Source organism: Luteitalea sp., assembly GCA_009377605.1.
GTDB lineage: Bacteria > Acidobacteriota > Vicinamibacteria > Vicinamibacterales > Vicinamibacteraceae > WHTT01.
Map to the genome: position 1 here is coordinate 1 of WHTT01000021.1, position 17,546 is coordinate 17,546.

The following is a 17,546-nucleotide window of genomic DNA, read 5'->3' on the forward strand; positions in this document are numbered from 1 at the left end:
AAACCGAGACGAGGCTAGCGATCCAGCAGTTCGAAACGCTCTTCAAGCGTTGGCCCAACAGCAAGATCACGGCCGCGGCCCAGGAAGAATACCGTGAAGCGCGGGACCGCCTGAGCGAGTCCATCTACCGCGTTGGCCTCTTCTACTTCCGGCAGCAGTGGTATCCGGGAGCGATTACGCGATTTCGTGAGGTCCTCGACGACGACCCGCGGTATACGTATCGTGACGCGGTCTACTATTACCTCGCGCGGGCACTGATTCGAGTCAAGCAGCAGGCGGAGGCGTTGCCGTTACTGGACAGGCTGCAAAAGGAGTTCGAGACCAGCGAATATCTGGGGAGGGCCAAGGAGCTGGCCGCGCAACTGAAGTCGTCAATGGAGGCAAACCTCAAGCCGTCGTAACAAGCAGGGCGCATGGGGCGAGGCGCCGCCCTCCCCTACCACGGCGCGTTCGGCGAGCGCGCCCGACCATGCGGCTCGGACCGATAAAGGTGGGGCTCTGAGGCCCTGTCGAGAGCGGGCGCGGGCACGCCGCGACTGAACGCGACATAGTAGTCGACTGCGGACCAGATCGCGAATGCGAGCACGGCCCACAGCGCCACGGTGCCGAGGAACGCGAGCGAGCCCAGGTAGTCGGCGCCAAGGATGAGCAACAGGATAGCGACGACCTGCGTCGTCATCTTGAGCTTGCCGAGCGGTGAGGCGGGCATGCTCTGTCCACGTGTCTGAGCCACGCTCCGGAGGCCGGTGACGGCAAGCTCGCGGCCGATGATCACCGCCACTATCCAGGCGGGGGCGCGGCCCATCTGGACGAGCGACACGAGGGCAGCCGTGATGAGCAGCTTGTCCGCGAGCGGGTCGAGCCATTGACCGAGGGCGGTGACCTGTTGCCGCCGTCGCGCCAAATAACCGTCGAGCCAGTCCGTCAGCGATGCGACCAGGAAGATGGCGGCGGCGACATACTCCTTGGGGAGGCCGACGATCGCGCGCCCCTCGAACTTCGTCAGCAGCACCACGACCAGCAGAGGTACGAGGAAGATGCGTGCCAACGAAAGGGCGTTTGGCAGGTTCATACGCTGACGATCATTGTATGCCTCTTTTTCCGTTATGATTGCGCGTTGATATGAAGGCGATTCTGCTAGCGGGCGGCAAGGGCACGCGTTTGCGGCCACTCACACTCCATACACCGAAGCCCATCGTGCCGATCTTCAATCGACCGTTCCTCGCGTATCAGCTCGATCGCGTACGGGAGCTTCCCGAGATCAGCGAGGTGGTGCTCAGCCTGAACTACCAGCCACGCCGGATCGAGGAAATCTTCGGCGACGGTGCGGCCTACGGCGTCCGCATTCGGTACGCGGTGGAGCCGTCACCGCTGGGGACCGGCGGCGCGATCAAGTTCGCGGCGCAGCATGCCACCGACACCGTGGTGGTCTTCAACGGGGATGTGCTGACGGCCATCGACCTCGCGGCCGTGATTCGCCTGCACCGGGAGCGGCGGGCCAAGGCGACCATCGTTTTGACCCCGGTTGCCAACCCCGAGGCGTACGGGCTGGTAGAAACGAGCGCCGACGGCGCCGTTCAACGGTTCCTCGAGAAGCCGAACCCGAACGAGATCACCTGCAACACCATCAACGCCGGGATCTACGTGCTGGAGCCGGAGACATTCGACCGTATCCCTGCCGACGAGCCCTACTCCATCGAGCGCGCATATTTCCCGTCGCTGGTCGAGCGCGGCGAGCCGTTCGTCGCGCACATCTACGAGGGCTACTGGATCGATATCGGCACGCCGGAGAAGTACCGCCAAGTGCACCGCGATATCATGGATGGTCGCTTTTCGGTCGCCCCGTTCGACGAGACGTCCAACGGGCCCGCGGTATGGGCGACGCAGGCAAAGGTCGAGGCGGGCGCCGAGATCGAAGGGCCGTGTTTTCTGGACGAGGGCGCGGTCGTGAAGGCGGGCGCGCGCATCCGACCCTACACGGTGCTCGGACGGCAGTGCCATGTCGAAGGCGGGGCCGAGATTGGCGATTCGATCATCTGGTCGAGCTCCTGGATAGGCTCCGACGCCAGCGTGCAGGGCGCGGTCGCGGGCCGCAACTGCCACATTGGTCGGAGCGTCCGGATCCGACCTGGTGCCGTGCTCGGGGACAAGTCCGTCGCGACCGATTTTTCGCAGCTCTAAGACGATGCCTCAAAACGATGTCGCTCCCGAGATCTTCAAGGCCTACGACATTCGTGGGCTCTACCCGGATCAGATCAACGAGGCGGCAGCGCACGATATCGGTGGCGCCTTTGCGTACTACCTTGCCGCGCGCCGCATCGGTGTGGGCCGAGACATGCGGCTCTCATCGCCGGCTCTCGCCGAGGCGTTCATCGAGGGCGCACGGCAGCAGGGGTGCGACGTCATCGACTACGGCATGATCGCGACCGATATGTTGTACTACGCGGTCTGCCGCGACAAGCTCGATGGCGGCGCGGAGATCACGGCGTCGCACAATCCACGCGAGTACAACGGCATGAAGCTGGTGCGCAAGGAGGCGCTCCCGCTCAGTGCCGAGGCGGGCATCGATGACATCAAGGAGATGGTGCTCGAGCGCACGCTGCCGCCGAGCGACGCGTCCAAGGGGAGTCTGGAGCGACGCGAGATCATGGACGCGTATCTCGATCACGTCTTCACGTTCATCGACGCCTCGCTCATCACGCCGTTTCGTGTCGTGCTCGACGCCGGCAACGGCATCGCCGGCCTCGTCGCTCCGCGGATTTTCGAACGGCTCCCCTGCCAGGTGGTCGGCCTCTGCATGGAGGTGGACGGGACGTTTCCCAACCATGAAGCGAACCCGCTCCTCGAGGAGAACCGGCGCGACATCATGGCACGCGTGGCGCAGGATCGGGCCGATATCGGGATTGCGTGGGACGGCGACGGCGATCGCTGCTTCTTCATCGACGGCACCGGGCAGTTCATCCCGGGTGACTTCGTCACCGCGCTCATCGCCGAGTCGTTCCTGCACAGACAGCCTGGCCAAACCATCGTCTACGACCTCAGGGCGAGCTACGCCGTGAAGGAGACCGTGGCCAAGTATGGCGGCACGGCGCTGATGAATCGCGTGGGCCATGCGTTCATCAAGCATCGGATGCGGAAGGAGAATGCGATATTTGGCGGCGAGGTCAGCGGCCACTATTACTTTCGCAATAACTTCTACGCCGACAATGGCTTCATCCCAGCCCTGGTCATGCTCGAGCTCATGGCGCGCCGCGATCAGACCCTCACCGATCTGGTCGCGCCGCTGAGAGCGAAGTATTTCTTGTCGGGCGAGATCAGCATCAAGCTGCGGAGCCAAGCGCAGGCCGAGGCCAAGATTCGTGACATCGCACGCCGCTACACGGATGCCACGGTCTACAGCATGGACGGGATCTCCATCGAGTATCCCGACTGGCATTTCAACGTACGCCCCTCGAACACCGAGCCACTACTCCGCCTGAACCTCGAAGCCAAGACCCCTGACGTCATGGCCAAACGCCGCGACGAGGTGCTCGCGATGCTGCGGTCCTAAATGATTCGCGACGGTAGCGCCCGACCCAAAGAGCCTGTAGCCGAAGCCGCCCGAAAGGGCGGCGAAGGCTGGCTGGAGCGGGCTACGGGAATCGAACCCGTCTAGCTGGCTTGGGAAGCCAGAGCATTACCACTATGCTAAGCCCGCTCAGGTAACAACGCGTTCTAGCAAGGCGACGCTAAGTGGGCTAGTCGCGCACAAAACCAAAGTCGTGGTTCAGTGCGCTACATGCGGCATCGCCATACCTGATGGTCCCCTCGAAGAGCCCGTTGATGCCCGCAGTGGCAACGCTACCGATCAGAGTGCCGGAGGCTTCGTAGCTCCGAGATCCGTCCGGGACTACGTTGACCGTGCCCTCCACGTGCATCGTTGAGCCGTCTAGGATCCCCTCGAAGGCACCCTCGGTTGGAAGGCCCTGCCTGCTGCTCAAGGTCACCGCGACATCAGTGCCGCTTTGGGTGATGGTCGCGTCAAATTCCTGTATGCGACCCGCGTCCAAGTCAGGGCTACAGGTCCCAGACGCGCGAATCGCCAGTCGATAATCGCCCGCGATGCCGGTGTCCGCCGGCGCTGTGGGCGATTCATCGTCATCACTGCACGCTGTCGTTCCGAGCACCATCATGCCAATCGCAATGGCGGAGAGGCTACGCATTATCCAACGTCGTCGTGCAGTCGTCATCAGCGCTCGCCATGCCAGAGAAACGCCCGCTTCACGTAGAAAATGCGAGACAAGCAGCGCAAGAGGCAGGCTCACCCCTTGCCTTTCTCGCCTCGCATTGTGCACATAGAGACGACGAACAGGTGGTCGGGGCGGGCGGATTCGAACCGCCGACCTCCAGTACCCCAAACTGGCGCGCTAACCAGGCTGCGCCACGCCCCGAGCAGCGCCCGCTCGCGCGAAGCGCATCCTGTGATTCTACCTCAACGCGAGCGCTTGTTACGTGTGGGACGGCGCAGCGGCACACGATCTTCAGACGACTCAACGGGCGCCTCTGGCGCCTGAAGCTCGAAGTCGCGCCCCTGGGGCTCCTCCTCGCGGCCGGCCTGGCTCGCACGGATTGGTGAAGAGTCGTCGAGCAGAGAGAGCAACGAGCGAAGCCCCTCCTTGACCTTGAGCACGCCTGCCCGAGCACGGTCCTCGACCTGTGCCGCGATGGCCAACATGTCGTCGCTGTCCACGACATCGGGCGCCGTCGGCGCCTGCTCCTGCTCGAGCTGGCGTCGCGCGCCGGCCAAGGTCAGGCCATCACCAAAGACGAGCTGCCGAATGCGCACGACCCGCTCGACGTCGGCGCGGCGATAGATGCGGGGTCCCCCCGGCGTCTTGGAGAGCCCTAGATCGGGAAACTCGCTTTCCCACGTGCGCAGGACGTACGGCTTAATCTTCGCGATCTCGCATACTTCGCCCGCTTTGAACGCGGGCCGGTCCGGAATAACAAACTCGGCCAAATCCGCCATTGTCCAACGACGGAGTATAACAGGTTCGAAGTTCGAGGTTCGAGGTTCAAGGTGGGGGTGTACGAAGCTTCCGGGTTGACGTCCGAGCACCCGGGGAGCATCGAGATACCCAAGCTCAAACCTCGAACCTTGGACCTCGAACCTTATCCCTCGCCCCTCGCCCCTCTCTTGCGCACCACCACCCTGATCGGCGTGCCACTGAAACCGAACGAGTCACGCAGACCGTTGACGAGAAAGCGCTCATAGGAAAAGTGGAATGAGGATGCGACATTCGTAAAGAAGACGAAGGTTGGTGGCGCAACGCCCGTTTGCGCCGCGTACATGATCCTCACCTCACGCTTACCTGGGCTGACGGGCGGGTGCACAGACGTCACGGCCGCGACCCAGCGGTTGAGATCTGCGGTGGGCACGCGGTGGCGGCGCGCGGCCGCAACGCGGTCGATCATCTCCAGCAAGCGCGGCGTCCGCTCGCCGCTTGCCGCTGAGATGTGCAAGACCGGCGCGTAGTCGAGGAACTTCATCCCACGCCGGAGCTCCTCGTCGAAGGTGCGCCCGAAAGCGGCACCACGGTCTTTGACGAGGTCCCATTTGTTCGCCGCAAGGATCACACCGCAGCCGAGCCGATCCGCTTCTCCCGCAATTGCCGCATCTTGATCGGCCGGCCCCTGGGTGGCGTCCACGAGCAGTACCGCCACATCGGCGCGCGCGATCGCTCGGCGCGCGACCAAGACGCTGACCATCTCGATCTCACCTGATCGCGCCACACGCCCCGGGCGACGGATGCCCGCCGTGTCGACGATACGAAAGGTCCGCTTGTGCCAGCGAAGAACAGCATCAATCGCGTCGCGCGTGGTGCCCGGCATCTCACTGACCATCACCCGCTCCTCGCGCAGCAGGCGATTCACGAGCGACGACTTGCCGACGTTGGGACGCCCGACAATGGCCACCGCAATCTCGGACTCTTCGACCTCTCGTGTCGGTACGGGGCGAGCCCGGCCCTGCCCGCGCAGCTGCCCGACGACTGCGTCGAGCAGTTCGGCAACCCCGGTTCCATGCTCAGCCGAAATCTCCAAGACCGGCTCGAATCCAAACCGGTAGAACTCAACGGCCTCGCCCCGGGCGCGCTTGTCATCTGTCTTGTTGACGGCGATCATGGTCGGTGCGGAGGCACGACGCAGTACTGCAGAGATCTCCTCGTCGGCGGCAACCCCGCCCTCCCGGCCATCGACCACCAAGACGAGGACGTCCGCTTCTTGAATGGCGCGTCTGCCATGATGCACGACGAGCTCGTGGAGTGGATCCATACTGTGGCCGAACATACCTCCCGTATCGACCAGTTTGAACGGGACGCCGTCCCATTCCGCGTCGTGCGCCAGGAGATCGCGTGTCGTTCCCGGCGTACGCGTGACAATCGCGCGCCGCGTGCGGGTAATCCGATTGAAGAGCGTGGATTTGCCAACGTTGGGCCGGCCAACGAGCACCACGCTGGGAAGTGACGCCGTGCGTTTCACAAGAGTTTTCTTCGGTCGCGGCGGTAGCCTTGCACAGGTTGGGATGCCATCCCGCCCAAAGGCCCGCCTTGACAGGCTAAGTGGTTCTTCCTATGCTAGTTACGAGCCTCTGTCCTTCGTTCGAAGGCTTGGGTGGCTATGTTCGTTTTCGCTCGGGCGCCCTGGCGAGCTCATCGGACCCTGGGCCCGCCTTCGCGACAAGCGCTACGGCGACATCCCGACATAGCTGGTTCGCGGAGGTGGGAGTGGAGGCCATTTGGGAGCTCGCACATCGATGATTAAGGCGGACATCGTCAACGAAGTCTCGCGCGTTGCTGATATTACCAAGGTCAAGGCCGAGGCGGCAGTCGACGCGGTCTTCGACGCGATGCGACTCTCTATGCAGCGCGGCGAGCGCATAGAGCTGCGAGGCTTTGGCGTGTTCCAGGTCAAGCCACGCAAACGCGGCATCGGGAGGAACCCCCGCACCGGCAAAGAAGTCCGCATTCCGCCCGGTCGGACGATTCGCTTCAAGCCGGGCAAGGAGCTCCAGAACATCCCCTGAGTGCGGACGAATCCTAAGGACGATTTCTTTGCCGGCTGACGATCTGCCACCGTACCCCTACGATCGCAGCCTCTCTGTTCCAGGTGCGTCGCCAGAGGGCATATCGAGCGCCCAGTGGCAGCCCCTGCCACCGAGGCCACGCGCTCGCAACCGTGTCTGGCTTCACATCTTGCTCTTTCTGGCGACGGTCTTGACGACATCGTTGGCGGGCGCGGGCGTGTACCAGGGCTGGTTGACCGACTTTGGGCGGGAGTCTCTTCCCGCTGGAAGCGGTCTGGGCGCCATGATGGTGGGCGGCCTGTGGTATAGCTTCGCCGCACTTGGCATCCTCACCGCGCACGAGCTCGGTCACTACTTCGCATGTCGCTACTACGGGATCGACGCCTCTCTCCCCTACTATCTGCCGATGCCCAGCATGATCGGCACGTTTGGCGCGGTCATCCGCATTCGCCAACCGATTGCCACCAAGCGGATGCTGTTCGACATTGCGGTGGCGGGCCCCATTGCCGGTTTCGTGGTCGCCATTCCGATGCTTCTGCTTGGGATGAGCTGGTCCAAGGTAACCGCTATGCCGTCCGGCCCTGACATCGTCGAGCTGGGTGAGCCCTTCGTCTTCCAGCTCGCCGCGGACTGGATTTTTGGGGCTCTTGGCGATGGGCAGACCGTGAACATGCATCCCGTAGTGTTCGGCGCGTGGCTCGGCCTCCTGGCAACAGCCCTCAACCTCGTCCCCGTCAGCCAGCTCGATGGCGGCCATGTCTCTTACGCCGTGTTTGGCCGCGCTTCGACGATCGTCTCCATTCTCTCCCTCGCCGCAGCACTCGGACTTGGGTACCTCTACTCGCCGAGCTGGTTCTTCTGGGTTGGTCTGTTGATTCTCCTGATGGCGCTTTCGGGCTTCCGCCACCCGCGTACGATCGACGAGAACGAGCCCCTCGACCCCGGGCGGAAATGGATTGCTTTCTTAGCGCTCCTCATGTTTGTGCTCTGCTTCACGCCCACGCCGATCAGTCCCACAGAGCTGGTGGGGGGATGAAAACGGGGACAGCCCTCGTTTTTCGACATGTGGAAAACGGGGGCTGTCCCCGTTTCCCCTTACAGCATCGACCAGGGGTCGACGTCCACCGTCGTGCGGCGGCGGAGATCCGGTCGCGCTGCAAGGGCCGTGCGGACCGCCTCGCGCATCGCGCGGCGCTCGGTCCCCTTTAGAAAGAACTGGACGCGAGACTGCCCGCGTAGGCGCTCGAGCGGCGCCGACGCCGGCCCAAGGACCCTGAACCTCCGGCGATCCGCCCCCAGCCCCACGATGAGGTCGTTGGCATCACGCAATCCCTCCGCATGCGACCCGGCTCGCACGACCACATTGATGAGCGCGACGTGCGGTGGATAGTAGAGCTTCCGCCGGTACTCGATCTCCTGCTCGAAGAAGGCGAGGTAGTCCTGCCGGCTGGCCAGCTCGATGCTGTAGTGCTCTGGGAAGAGGGTTTGGACAATGGCTTCGCCGGCCTGGTCACCTCGCCCTGATCGCCCAGCCACCTGCGTGAGCAGCTGAAACGTTCGCTCCGCCGCGCGAAAGTCGGCGAGCCCCAGCCCCACGTCCGCGGAGATCACGCCGACCAACGTCACGGCCGGAAAGTCGTGACCCTTGGCGATCATCTGTGTGCCCACCAGCACGTCGAGCTCGCGCCGTCTGAAGCGACGAAGCACCTCGACCATCGCACCGCGTCGCGTCATCGTGTCGCGGTCGACGCGCGCCACGCGCACCCCAGCGAATCGCCCGGCAATTTCCTGCTCCACTCGCTCGGTCCCGACGCCGGCGTACTCGAGAAGGAGGCCGCCGCACGCCGGACACGCTTTTGGCACGCGTGTCGCGTGGTCGCAATAGTGGCAACGCGCCCGCTCGGCGCGGCGGTGCAGCGTGAGCGCGACACTACAGTCTGGGCACTCGAGCGTGTGGCCGCACTGGCGGCAGAACACCGTGGGCGCATAGCCGCGTCGATTGAGGAGGACCATGCTTTGCTCGCCGCGCGCCAGCCGCTCTTCCAGCGACGCCTCCAACACGCTGCTCAACACGATCTCCGGACCGCGCTCGGCGTACTCGTCCCGCATGTTGACAATCCGGACTGCCGCCAGGGGACGGTCCAAGACGCGCCGCGCCATGGTGAGCAAGTGATAGCGGCCCCTTCTCGCATTCTCGTATGTCTCCATCGCCGGCGTGGCGGACCCGAGCACGACGAGCGCTCCCGCGTCACGCGCGCGCATGATGGCCACGTCCCGGCCGTGGTAGCGGGGGCTCTCTTCCTGCTTGTACGACGTATCGTGCTCCTCGTCGACGACGACAAGGCCCAGCCTCGTCAACGGCGCAAACACCGCGGACCGCGTCCCCACGACGATGTCCACGTCGCCGCGCCGGATACGATGCCACTGATCGTGGCGCTCTCCGTCGGAGAGGCCGCTGTGCTGAACGGCCACGCGATCACCGAACACGCTCCGGAAGAGCAGGGCGACGGCAGGGGTCAGCGCGATCTCCGGAACCAAGACGAGCACCTGGCGACCGCGGCGCTGCACATGGTCGGCCAACCGTAGGTAGACCTGTGTCTTCCCGCTGCCGGTGACGCCGTGCAACAGGCCCACCGCGAACTCGCCGCGTGAGAGTTGTGTCTTCAAGCGCGTGAGCGTCGCCTCCTGCTCGTCGGTCAGCTCCACCGCCAAGGTCGCCGCCGCATCGGCAGCAGAAGCCAGCTCCTCTACCGCAAAGGGATCGCGCTCCTCGCGCCGCTCGGCCCAGCGGATGAAGCCGAGCCGCTCGAGACGCTGCAACGTCTCGCGAGAGATGCCCTGCTCTGCGAGGCTCGCAACGGGGAGCCCCTCGCGCTCTTCCGCCAGCAGCCGGCATGCCTCACGCTGCTTGTGTCCCAGCCGCCGACTCGTTGCGCCCTCGGTGACGATCGCCGTCGGTATCGCGATCGTGACGAGCTTGAACGCTGATTCACGGAGTGCAACGTCCGGTGCTCGTGTCACGGCGCCCACTTTCTCCAGCCGATGGATGGCCTGCTCGAGGCTCGCGCGCGATGGTCCCGCCGGCGGGTCATCAGTCCACAGGACATCGCCAACGGAGAGCAGCTTTCGCACACGAGCGATGACGAGCCGCTGGGGTACCGGTCGGCCTCCGGCGAGCGCCCTCAGGACTGCAGCTTGGACGTCATCGTTGTCAGTGCTTCCAGTCTCGGCGAGCGACGTCATTGAGAGGTACGGCTCGCTCTTCGCGCTGGCGCGAGGCGGCAGGGCTGCCGCCACCGCCTCGCCGGGCCCGGCCAGATAATAGTCCGCGACCCACAGTGCAAGACGAACCACCTCGGGCGGCAGAAACGCCTCTTGGTCGAGAACGCGAGCGACCGAGCGAACATCGATCGAGGTGGGCAAATCACTCTCGGACGCCGTGTCCGGGCCACTGACGACAACGCCGGTGAGCAGGCGGCGACCGACGGGCACGACCACGCGCGCCCCTGCGTGAGCGGAAACCGAAGGCGGGAGGGAGTAGGTCAGTAGGTCGAGGCCAGGAACCGGAACAGCGACACGAACGAACCGCACCTGGACAGCTTACTCCAGCGATTCACCGAGGAGCGCCATCACCTTCTTCATGTCTTCCCAGCAGTCGCGCTTCTTGTCGGGGCTGCGCAACAGATACGCCGGATGAAAGGTTGGCACGAGCTGCGCACCACGATACGGGAAGAGTCGCCCGCGCAGCTTCGAGATCGGCGCGTTCGTCTTCAAGAGGCACTGTGCCGCGAACGTACCCAGCGCGACGATCACTTTTGGCTGAATGACGTCGATCTGTCGAAAGAGAAATGGCTCACACGTGCGAACCTCGTCTGCCTCCGGGTTGCGGTTCTCGGGGGGACGGCACTTGATCACGTTTGCAATGTAGACGTCCTCGCGTCGCAATCCCATGGCTTCGATGATCTTCGTCAGCAGCTGACCGGCTCGGCCGACGAACGGGATGCCCTGCACATCTTCGTCGTAGCCGGGCGCTTCGCCGGCGAACATCAGATCTGCGGTCGGACTGCCCACACCAAACACGATGGTCTTACGCCCGAGCCCGCAAAGCTTACAGCGCGTGCAGTCGCCGATGTCGCGGCGGACGTCCTCGAGTGTCTCTTGCGGCGCATCCGCGGCACCGGCGTCGAAGAGCGATGACGCGGCGGGGGGCGCTGCCACGGCGGTGAGACGAGGCGCGTCTACGGCCACCGAGGCGTCACCCTCCGGTACCGTTTTGCTCCCCTCCTCCGGGGCACTGTCCAACGGCTGTCGCCATGCCGCATCGCTGCTGATCCCCGCGACACCGAGCTCCCCAAAGAACTCGATATGGGCTTCGAGCTGGGCTCGCAGACGTGGATCGATCGGCATATGTGTCTTATCTCGTACCGGGTGTGCCAGCGCTGGTGGATCGGCTTCGCTCGCCACGGGCGGCAAGCAGTCGGTCGACGCGATTGAGAATCTCGTGTGCGATATCACGCTTTGGTCGTAACGGCAGCTCCTCATTGCCCGCCGTGGAGATCAGCGTCACCTCGTTCGTGTCCGCGTCGAAGCCGGCGTCCGCACGAGAGACGTCATTGGCCACAATCAGGTCGGCACCCTTGCCGACGAGTTTGGCGCGTGCTCTCTCCGCCAGCTCACCTGTCTCTGCCGCAAAGCCAACGAGAACGGGAAGGTCCCGACCGGCTCGTGCGCGACCGACATCCGCAAGGATGTCCGGTGTTCGCGTCAGCCGCAGCGTGAGGGTCTCGTCGCGCTTCGTGATCTTGTCGATGGCCGGGCCCTCGATGGGCGTGTAGTCGGCGACCGCAGCGGCCATGACAACCACCTCCACGCTGGGCGCGCGGCCCAGCACCTCGCGGTGCATCTCGCCGGCCGAGCGGACACGGACAACCTCGACGCCGGGCGGTGGCGGGACCGTCGTGGGTCCGAGCACGAGCGTCACGGATGCGCCACGACGCGCGGCGTCGGCGGCGATCGCCATGCCCATCCGTCCGCTGGAGCGGTTGCCCACGTAACGCACCGGATCGAGGTCTTCGAAGGTCGGACCGGCCGTCACGAGCACGCGACGCCCGCGCCAGGTGTCGCCGCCGCCGAGCACGCGCTCCACGGCCTCGACGACCTCGTCCGGCTCCGCCAGTCGCCCCTTGCCGATCCAGCCGCACGCCAGGAACCCTTCGCCAGGCTCCACGAACAGGACGCCACGCGCTTCTAGTGTCCGGATGTGCTCATGAACGGCCGGGTGCTCGAGCATGTTCGTGTTCATGGCGGGTGCCATCAACACTGGGGCCCGCGACGCGAGGTACATCGTGGACAAGAAGTCGTCTGCGAGGCCGAGCGCGAACTTTGCGATGACGTGCGCCGTGGCTGGTGCGATGAGCAGGAGATCGATAGACGAGGCGAGCGCGATGTGCTCGATGTCAGCGTTCATGCCCGGCGCCCACTGGCTCGTGATGACACGGCGCTGGGTGATCGCCTCGAACGTCACCGGACCGACGAACCGCCGCGCCGTCCGCGTGAGAATCGCCGCCACGTCGTGACCCCGGCGTCCGAGGCCACGCGCAATCTCGACGGCCTTATAGGCGCCGATTCCACCGGTCACGCCGAGTGCGACCAGAGCCATAGGACAAGGGGCAGGCGTCAGGGTTCAGCGGCCAGCCTCAGCGGTCAGCCTCAGTGGTCAAGGCAGCACGCGTTAGGTGCTCGACGTCTCCGTCTCGGTCTCCATTCGCTCCTGCGCGGGCGCCGCGCGGTGCACGAGGCCGCTGAGGACCTCCCGCTGCGCGGTGCGTGCCGGCTTCGCGCTGGGCTCGACCTTGGGAAGACAGCCTTGCAGGAGCTGCTTGGCTCGCGCGCTCGCGACCACAACGAACTCGAACGCGTTCGGGACTCGGTTCCGATCCACGCTCAGTCGCCACTTGTCGACGGCGGCTTGATCGGCCTCAGGGGTTGCATCCTTGGTCTGGATCTGTTCCACGGTCACTCCAATTAGTAGTTTCTACCCTTCCTGGTACGTAGCGCGCGGCCTTTCCGCCTTCGCGCTTCGGCGGACCCGACGGTGGCGAAGCCGCGCGTGCGAGGGGGGCTACAAACCCTCGCTGACTCACGCCGTTCCAGTGCGACGGCCCGTGAGCCCTGGAAACGTTCGAATGATGGCCTCCGCAATCGGCTCGACGTTCGTGCTCCGCGCCCGCTCCGCGACGATCACCGCGCTCAGTGCATGAACGCAGGTATCCAGATCGTCGTTGACGATGACGTAGTCGTAGTCGTGGTATTCCACGACCTCGCGGCGAGCCGTGTCGAGCCGGCGGTGAATCGCCTCCTCGGTGTCTTGACTCCGGCCACGCAAACGCTGCTCGAGCACCTCGTAGCACGGCGGCAAAACGAACACCGAGACGGCGTCCAACGTCTGACGACGCAGCTGTTTCGCCCCCTGGACGTCAATCACGAGGATGACATCCTGGCCCGACGCCATGAGCTGTTCCGTGTCCTCTCGCCGCGTGCCGTACACATGACCGAACACGTCGGCCCATTCGAGGAACTCGCCGCCGGCCACCATGGCTTCGAACCGCTCACGGCTCACAAAATTATAATCCAGCCCGTCCCTTTCCCCGACACGAGCCGGCCGTGACGTGTACGAGCGGGAGATCGTGACCCCTTCCAGGACCTCCACCAGTCGTTCGACTACGGTGGTCTTTCCTGTCCCTGACGGGGCCGACACGATGAAGAGCGTGCCGCCCGACCGCGGCCGGTGGGGCGCCTCACTCGACATTCTGGACCTGCTCCCGCATCTTCTCCAGTTCGGCTTTGGCGTGCACGATGAGCTGCGAGACGTTCGGACCTTCGGCCTTGGATCCTATCGTATTCACCTCTCGGTTCATCTCCTGCAGCAGGAAATCCAGCTTCCGCCCGCACGGGTCCGGCCCCTCCGAGAGCGTTTGCCAATGCTGCACGTGGGCCCGAAGGCGCACGAGCTCCTCCTGAATATCGGAGCGGGCCACGAGGCGAACCACCTCCTGCGCCAGGAGCTGCGGGTCTGACGCGCCATCCAAGCGTAGCTCCTCGAGCCTCGCGCTGAGACGCGCCTCCAGACCTTCCGCACCCGCCTGCGCTGCGCCTTCGATCCGGTCGACCGTCTCGGCAAGGCCTGCTCGCCGACCATCGAGCTCGGCGCGGAGATACGTTCCTTCCTGACAACGCATCGTGTCGAGCGCCACCAGCGCTTCGCCAACCGTCACCTCCACGAGCGCCGACAACCGTTGCTCGTCTTCCGTCTCGGGAGCATCCTGGAACGTGACCGCCTGCGGCAGTCGCAATAGGTCTCCTGGCGTCAAGCTCCCGTCGATCACGCGGCGGGCGCGCAGCCGGGCCATGGCGGCCGCCAGTGCCTCCACGAGCGGCTCGTTGATCTCGACGCTTGGCGGACGTATCCCGCGTGGCTGTGCCGCAATCGTGACGTCTACCCGCCCTCTCGCGACGCTTCGTTGAACCACCGCCCGCAAGGCGGCCTCGAGCCCCTGCAATGCCGAGGGCATCCGGAGCTGCACGTCGAGGTGACGATGGTTCACGCTGCGTATCGTGACCGCCACGGTGGCAATCTCGTCCTCCTTGGTCACGGAGGCAAATCCGGTCATCGATTTGATCATCTACCCCCTCACCCTGTCCCCGACCACCGTCCGTGCCTCCCGACCGCCAAACACTTGGAGCGCATAGAGCCGCGCATAAATGCCATTCGGACGGGTCACGAGGTCATCGTGACGGCCGATCTCGCGCACCATGCCCCGGTCGAGCACGATGATGGCGTTGGCGCGGCGGACCGTCGACAGCCGGTGCGCAATCACCAGCGACGTTCTGTCCTGCATCAACCTCGCCAACGCGTCCTGCACCAGCAGCTCGGACTCGGCGTCGAGTGACGAGGTGGCCTCGTCCAGGATCAGGATTGGCGAGTTTTTCAGGAGCGCGCGCGCAATGGCAAGGCGTTGCCGCTGACCGCCAGAGAGCCGTTGGCCACGCTCACCGATATGCGCGCGGTATTGCGTGGGGAGCGCGACGATGAACTCGTGCGCGTGTGCGGCGCGGGCGGCACGCTCGATGGCCTCGCTCGATGCATCCGGCACGCCATACGCGATGTTGGCCGCAATCGTATCGTCGAAGAGCACCGTGTCCTGTGTCACGAGCGCAATCTGCGTGCGCAGCGAGCGCAACGTCGCGTCGCGAATGTCGACGCCATCGATGAGGATCGCGCCACCCGTGACGTCATAGAAGCGCGGAATGAGATTCGCCAGCGTCGTCTTGCCGGCACCGCTCAGACCCACGATCGCGACCATCTCGCCTGCTCGCACCGTAAACGACACCGCGTCGAGCACCTTACGACGGTCACGATCTCCGTAGTTGAAGCTCACATCGCGGAACTCAATCGCATAGCGCAGGGGGGCAATGGGAGCGGCACCCGGCCGATCCTGCACTTCCGTGTGCGTGTCCAGCAGCTCGAAGATTCGCCCTGCGGCCGCCATCGCTTGCTGCAATGTCGCATTGACCCGGCTGAGCCGCTTCAGCGGGGCATACATCATGAACAGCGCCGTAAGGAAGGCTGTGAACTCCCCAATCGACATCTGATCACTTGTGATGCGCCCGCTGAAGTACCACAGGGCGCCGGCCAACGCCAGGCCACCCAGCAGCTCCATCAGAGGCGGCAGCGCCAGCACGGCGCTGGTGACCTTCATCGCGGTCCGATAGAGCTGGTCTGAGGCGGCGCGAAATCGGCGCCCTTCGTGCGCCTCGGCCCCAAACGCCTTGACGATCCGGTGTGCGGCAAACGCCTCGGCGGCCACGTGCGATAGATGCTCCTGCTCTTCTTGGCTACGCCGCGTCATGCGGCGCACACGCTGACCCAAACGGACCAACGGATAGACGACCAGCGGTGCGCCGGTCATGCACACCAGCGCGAGGCGTGCGTCCCAATAGAACAACAGGCTCGCGTAGAAGAGGAGAGCAAGCGACTCCTTGAGCAGGTCGCCAACCGTCTCCGACACCGCCCGCTGGACGAGCGTGACGTCGTGCGTCACTCGCGAGAGAAGCTGACCGGTCGATCGGCGCGCGAAAAACGCGGCGGACTGGCCGATAACATGGCTGAACAGCACACTGCGGAGGTCGCGGACGACCCGCTGTCCCGTTTGCGTCATCAAGTAGCCGGACAGATAATCGCCCAGGCCCTTGACGAGATAGGCACCGATCAGACCGAGCGCCACCAGCCCGAGCTGCGACCGATCCCGCAGCACCTGATCGAAGATCGGCTTGACGAGGTAGACGATGGCCCCAGATGCGAGGCCGTAGGCCAGCATGGCGACCAGCGCCAGCAGGATCCGCCACCGGTATGGGCGGGCATAACCGAGCAGCCGACGAAAATGAGTCACCTTTGGAATTTCACTCTTCGTACCCGTGCGGATGCGCCTCATGCCAGCGCCACGCATCCGAGACGATCGCGTGAAGATCAGCAAAGCGCGGCTGCCAGCCCATGTCTCGCTGGATGCTGCCGTTGGCCGCGTAGAGCGCGGCCGGATCCCCGGCGCGCCGCGGCCCGATCCGTGCCGGCACCGGCATTCCGGTCACCTGCTCGACGGTCGCAATCACCTCTCGGACAGAATGCGGCTGGCCGTTGCCGAGATTGTAGGCGCCCGACCGCCCGCCCGACTCCAGCCTTTCGAGCGCACGCAGGTGCGCGTCGGCCAGGTCGCTCACGTGGACGTAGTCCCGCAGGCAGGTGCCATCGGGCGTCGGGTAGTCGTCACCGAAGACGACCAGCGGCTCGCCACCTCGCGCTGTCGCAATGGCGCGCGGGATGAGGTGCTGCTCTGGATCATGATCTTCGCCAAGGCAACCACCGGGATCAGCGCCCGCGGCGTTGAAGTACCGGAGGGCGGTCCAACGGATGTCATACGCCTGCTCGAAGTGCGGCAGGGCGCGCTCGACGGCGAGCTTGGACTCGCCGTAGGCGTTCACGGGATGCCGCGGATGCTGCTCAGCGATCGGTGTCTCTCTCGGCTCACCGAACACTGCGCAGGTCGACGAAAAGATGAGCCGCTTGACCTGTGCGCGCTGCATGGCGGTGAGCACCGAGAGCGTTCCCACGACGTTGTTCTGGTAGTAGCCAGCCGGGTCTTTGACCGAGTCGCCCACCGAGAGCCAGGCCGCGAAGTGCAGGACCGCGGTCACCTCCTGCTCGGCGAGGAGATCGGCCAGCCGCGCCGTCTCCTGCATGGCGCCAACCACCAGCTCCACGGCTCCCCCGCCCGCAGAGGCCGAGGCGCGCTGTGCGTGCGTCACCGCCTGTCGATGACCAGCCGATAGATCGTCGTATACGATGACGCGCCGGCCCGCACGTGCGAGCGCGAGCACGGCATGGCTGCCGATGTACCCAGCGCCGCCGGTCACCAAAACCGTCGACACG

17 protein-coding genes and 2 tRNA genes are annotated in these 17,546 nt (G+C 64.9%); 5 read left to right on the forward strand and 14 right to left on the reverse strand.

The window, feature by feature from the left end:
* Positions 1–401 (forward strand): outer membrane protein assembly factor BamD (gene bamD / locus GEV06_09020; GenBank protein ID MPZ18040.1); only part of this gene is annotated, 401 nt, incomplete at its 5' end.
* Positions 402–436: 35 nt separating this feature from the next.
* On the opposite strand, the gene pgsA is transcribed toward bamD, so the two are convergent.
* Complete coding sequence (gene pgsA / locus GEV06_09025) at positions 437–1,072, reverse strand: CDP-diacylglycerol--glycerol-3-phosphate 3-phosphatidyltransferase (GenBank protein ID MPZ18041.1); 636 nt, start codon at positions 1,070–1,072, stop codon at positions 437–439.
* A gap of 50 nt (positions 1,073–1,122) precedes the next feature.
* Here pgsA and GEV06_09030 point away from each other — a divergent pair, with 50 nt between their 5' ends.
* On the forward strand, positions 1,123–2,181 hold the full coding sequence (locus GEV06_09030) for an NTP transferase domain-containing protein (protein MPZ18042.1): 1,059 nt from the start codon (positions 1,123–1,125) through the stop codon (positions 2,179–2,181).
* 4 nt (positions 2,182–2,185) lie between these two features.
* Positions 2,186–3,550: a phosphomannomutase/phosphoglucomutase gene (gene manB, locus GEV06_09035; protein MPZ18043.1), complete on the forward strand. Its 1,365-nt coding sequence runs from the start codon at positions 2,186–2,188 to the stop codon at positions 3,548–3,550.
* Between the two features lie 73 nt (positions 3,551–3,623).
* On the opposite strand, the gene GEV06_09040 is transcribed toward manB, so the two are convergent.
* The 5 genes from GEV06_09040 to GEV06_09060 all read right to left on the reverse strand — a co-directional run bounded on the left by GEV06_09040 (position 3,624) and on the right by GEV06_09060 (position 6,519).
* Positions 3,624–3,697: transfer RNA gene (locus GEV06_09040), tRNA-Gly, on the reverse strand.
* A 40-nt stretch (positions 3,698–3,737) separates the two neighbouring features.
* Positions 3,738–4,202 carry a hypothetical protein gene (locus GEV06_09045; GenBank protein MPZ18044.1) on the reverse strand — a complete coding sequence of 155 codons (465 nt, stop codon included), beginning with the start codon at positions 4,200–4,202 and terminating at the stop codon, positions 3,738–3,740.
* Positions 4,203–4,352: 150 nt separating this feature from the next.
* Positions 4,353–4,430 (reverse strand) — tRNA-Pro (locus GEV06_09050).
* Between the two features lie 41 nt (positions 4,431–4,471).
* A complete protein-coding gene (locus tag GEV06_09055; GenBank protein MPZ18045.1) occupies positions 4,472–5,008 on the reverse strand; it encodes a MerR family transcriptional regulator in 537 nt (178 codons plus the stop codon).
* Positions 5,009–5,151: 143 nt separating this feature from the next.
* Positions 5,152–6,519 (reverse strand): ribosome biogenesis GTPase Der, encoded by a 1,368-nt coding sequence (locus tag GEV06_09060; GenBank protein MPZ18046.1) that lies wholly within the window; start codon positions 6,517–6,519, stop codon positions 5,152–5,154.
* A gap of 274 nt (positions 6,520–6,793) precedes the next feature.
* Between GEV06_09060 and GEV06_09065 the strand changes: the two genes are divergently transcribed.
* Together GEV06_09065 and GEV06_09070 are read left to right on the forward strand one after the other, a co-directional pair.
* Positions 6,794–7,063, forward strand: a complete 270-nt coding sequence (locus GEV06_09065) for an integration host factor subunit beta (GenBank protein ID MPZ18047.1) — start codon at positions 6,794–6,796, stop codon at positions 7,061–7,063.
* Between the two features lie 28 nt (positions 7,064–7,091).
* The gene (locus GEV06_09070; protein ID MPZ18048.1) at positions 7,092–8,099 is read left to right on the forward strand and encodes a site-2 protease family protein; all 1,008 of its coding nucleotides are present in this window, start codon (positions 7,092–7,094) and stop codon (positions 8,097–8,099) included.
* A 59-nt stretch (positions 8,100–8,158) separates the two neighbouring features.
* Here the strand turns inward: GEV06_09070 and priA are convergent, their stop codons facing one another.
* From priA to galE, 8 genes are all read right to left on the reverse strand, one after another.
* Entirely contained in the window at positions 8,159–10,654 is a 2,496-nt protein-coding gene (gene priA / locus GEV06_09075) for a primosomal protein N' (GenBank protein ID MPZ18049.1), read from the reverse strand.
* A gap of 9 nt (positions 10,655–10,663) precedes the next feature.
* Positions 10,664–11,605: a uracil-DNA glycosylase gene (locus GEV06_09080; protein ID MPZ18050.1), complete on the reverse strand. Its 942-nt coding sequence runs from the start codon at positions 11,603–11,605 to the stop codon at positions 10,664–10,666.
* Positions 11,478–12,722, reverse strand: coding sequence for a bifunctional phosphopantothenoylcysteine decarboxylase/phosphopantothenate--cysteine ligase CoaBC (gene coaBC, locus GEV06_09085; GenBank protein MPZ18051.1), 1,245 nt, complete (start codon positions 12,720–12,722; stop codon positions 11,478–11,480). Before coaBC ends, GEV06_09080 begins: the two co-directional genes overlap by 128 nt.
* A gap of 72 nt (positions 12,723–12,794) precedes the next feature.
* On the reverse strand, positions 12,795–13,088 hold the full coding sequence (locus tag GEV06_09090; protein ID MPZ18052.1) for a hypothetical protein: 294 nt from the start codon (positions 13,086–13,088) through the stop codon (positions 12,795–12,797).
* Positions 13,089–13,202: 114 nt separating this feature from the next.
* A complete protein-coding gene (locus GEV06_09095; protein ID MPZ18053.1) occupies positions 13,203–13,871 on the reverse strand; it encodes a guanylate kinase in 669 nt (222 codons plus the stop codon).
* On the reverse strand, positions 13,861–14,745 hold the full coding sequence (locus tag GEV06_09100; protein ID MPZ18054.1) for a YicC family protein: 885 nt from the start codon (positions 14,743–14,745) through the stop codon (positions 13,861–13,863). The genes GEV06_09095 and GEV06_09100 overlap by 11 nt, the downstream gene beginning before the upstream one ends.
* Positions 14,746–16,569 carry an ATP-binding cassette domain-containing protein gene (locus tag GEV06_09105; protein MPZ18055.1) on the reverse strand — a complete coding sequence of 608 codons (1,824 nt, stop codon included), beginning with the start codon at positions 16,567–16,569 and terminating at the stop codon, positions 14,746–14,748.
* Entirely contained in the window at positions 16,523–17,545 is a 1,023-nt protein-coding gene (galE, locus tag GEV06_09110) for a UDP-glucose 4-epimerase GalE (protein MPZ18056.1), read from the reverse strand. The genes GEV06_09105 and galE overlap by 47 nt, the downstream gene beginning before the upstream one ends.
* Position 17,546: the final 1 nt, after the last annotated feature.

Bases quoted from the DNA above. Each gene is read 5' to 3' on its own strand.
- manB (MPZ18043.1), top strand. From the start codon at position 2,186: ATGCCTCAAAACGATGTCGCTCCCGAGATCTTCAAGGCCTACGACATT.
- GEV06_09095 (MPZ18053.1), bottom strand. From the start codon at position 13,871: ATGTCGAGTGAGGCGCCCCACCGGCCGCGGTCGGGCGGCACGCTCTTC.
- GEV06_09105 (MPZ18055.1), bottom strand. From the start codon at position 16,569: ATGCGTGGCGCTGGCATGAGGCGCATCCGCACGGGTACGAAGAGTGAA.
- GEV06_09080 (MPZ18050.1), bottom strand. From the start codon at position 11,605: ATGAGGAGCTGCCGTTACGACCAAAGCGTGATATCGCACACGAGATTC.
- coaBC (MPZ18051.1), bottom strand. From the start codon at position 12,722: ATGGCTCTGGTCGCACTCGGCGTGACCGGTGGAATCGGCGCCTATAAG.
- GEV06_09055 (MPZ18045.1), bottom strand. From the start codon at position 5,008: ATGGCGGATTTGGCCGAGTTTGTTATTCCGGACCGGCCCGCGTTCAAA.
- pgsA (MPZ18041.1), bottom strand. From the start codon at position 1,072: ATGAACCTGCCAAACGCCCTTTCGTTGGCACGCATCTTCCTCGTACCT.
- GEV06_09100 (MPZ18054.1), bottom strand. From the start codon at position 14,745: ATGATCAAATCGATGACCGGATTTGCCTCCGTGACCAAGGAGGACGAG.
- GEV06_09030 (MPZ18042.1), top strand. From the start codon at position 1,123: ATGAAGGCGATTCTGCTAGCGGGCGGCAAGGGCACGCGTTTGCGGCCA.
- GEV06_09045 (MPZ18044.1), bottom strand. From the start codon at position 4,202: ATGCGTAGCCTCTCCGCCATTGCGATTGGCATGATGGTGCTCGGAACG.
- GEV06_09065 (MPZ18047.1), top strand. From the start codon at position 6,794: ATGATTAAGGCGGACATCGTCAACGAAGTCTCGCGCGTTGCTGATATT.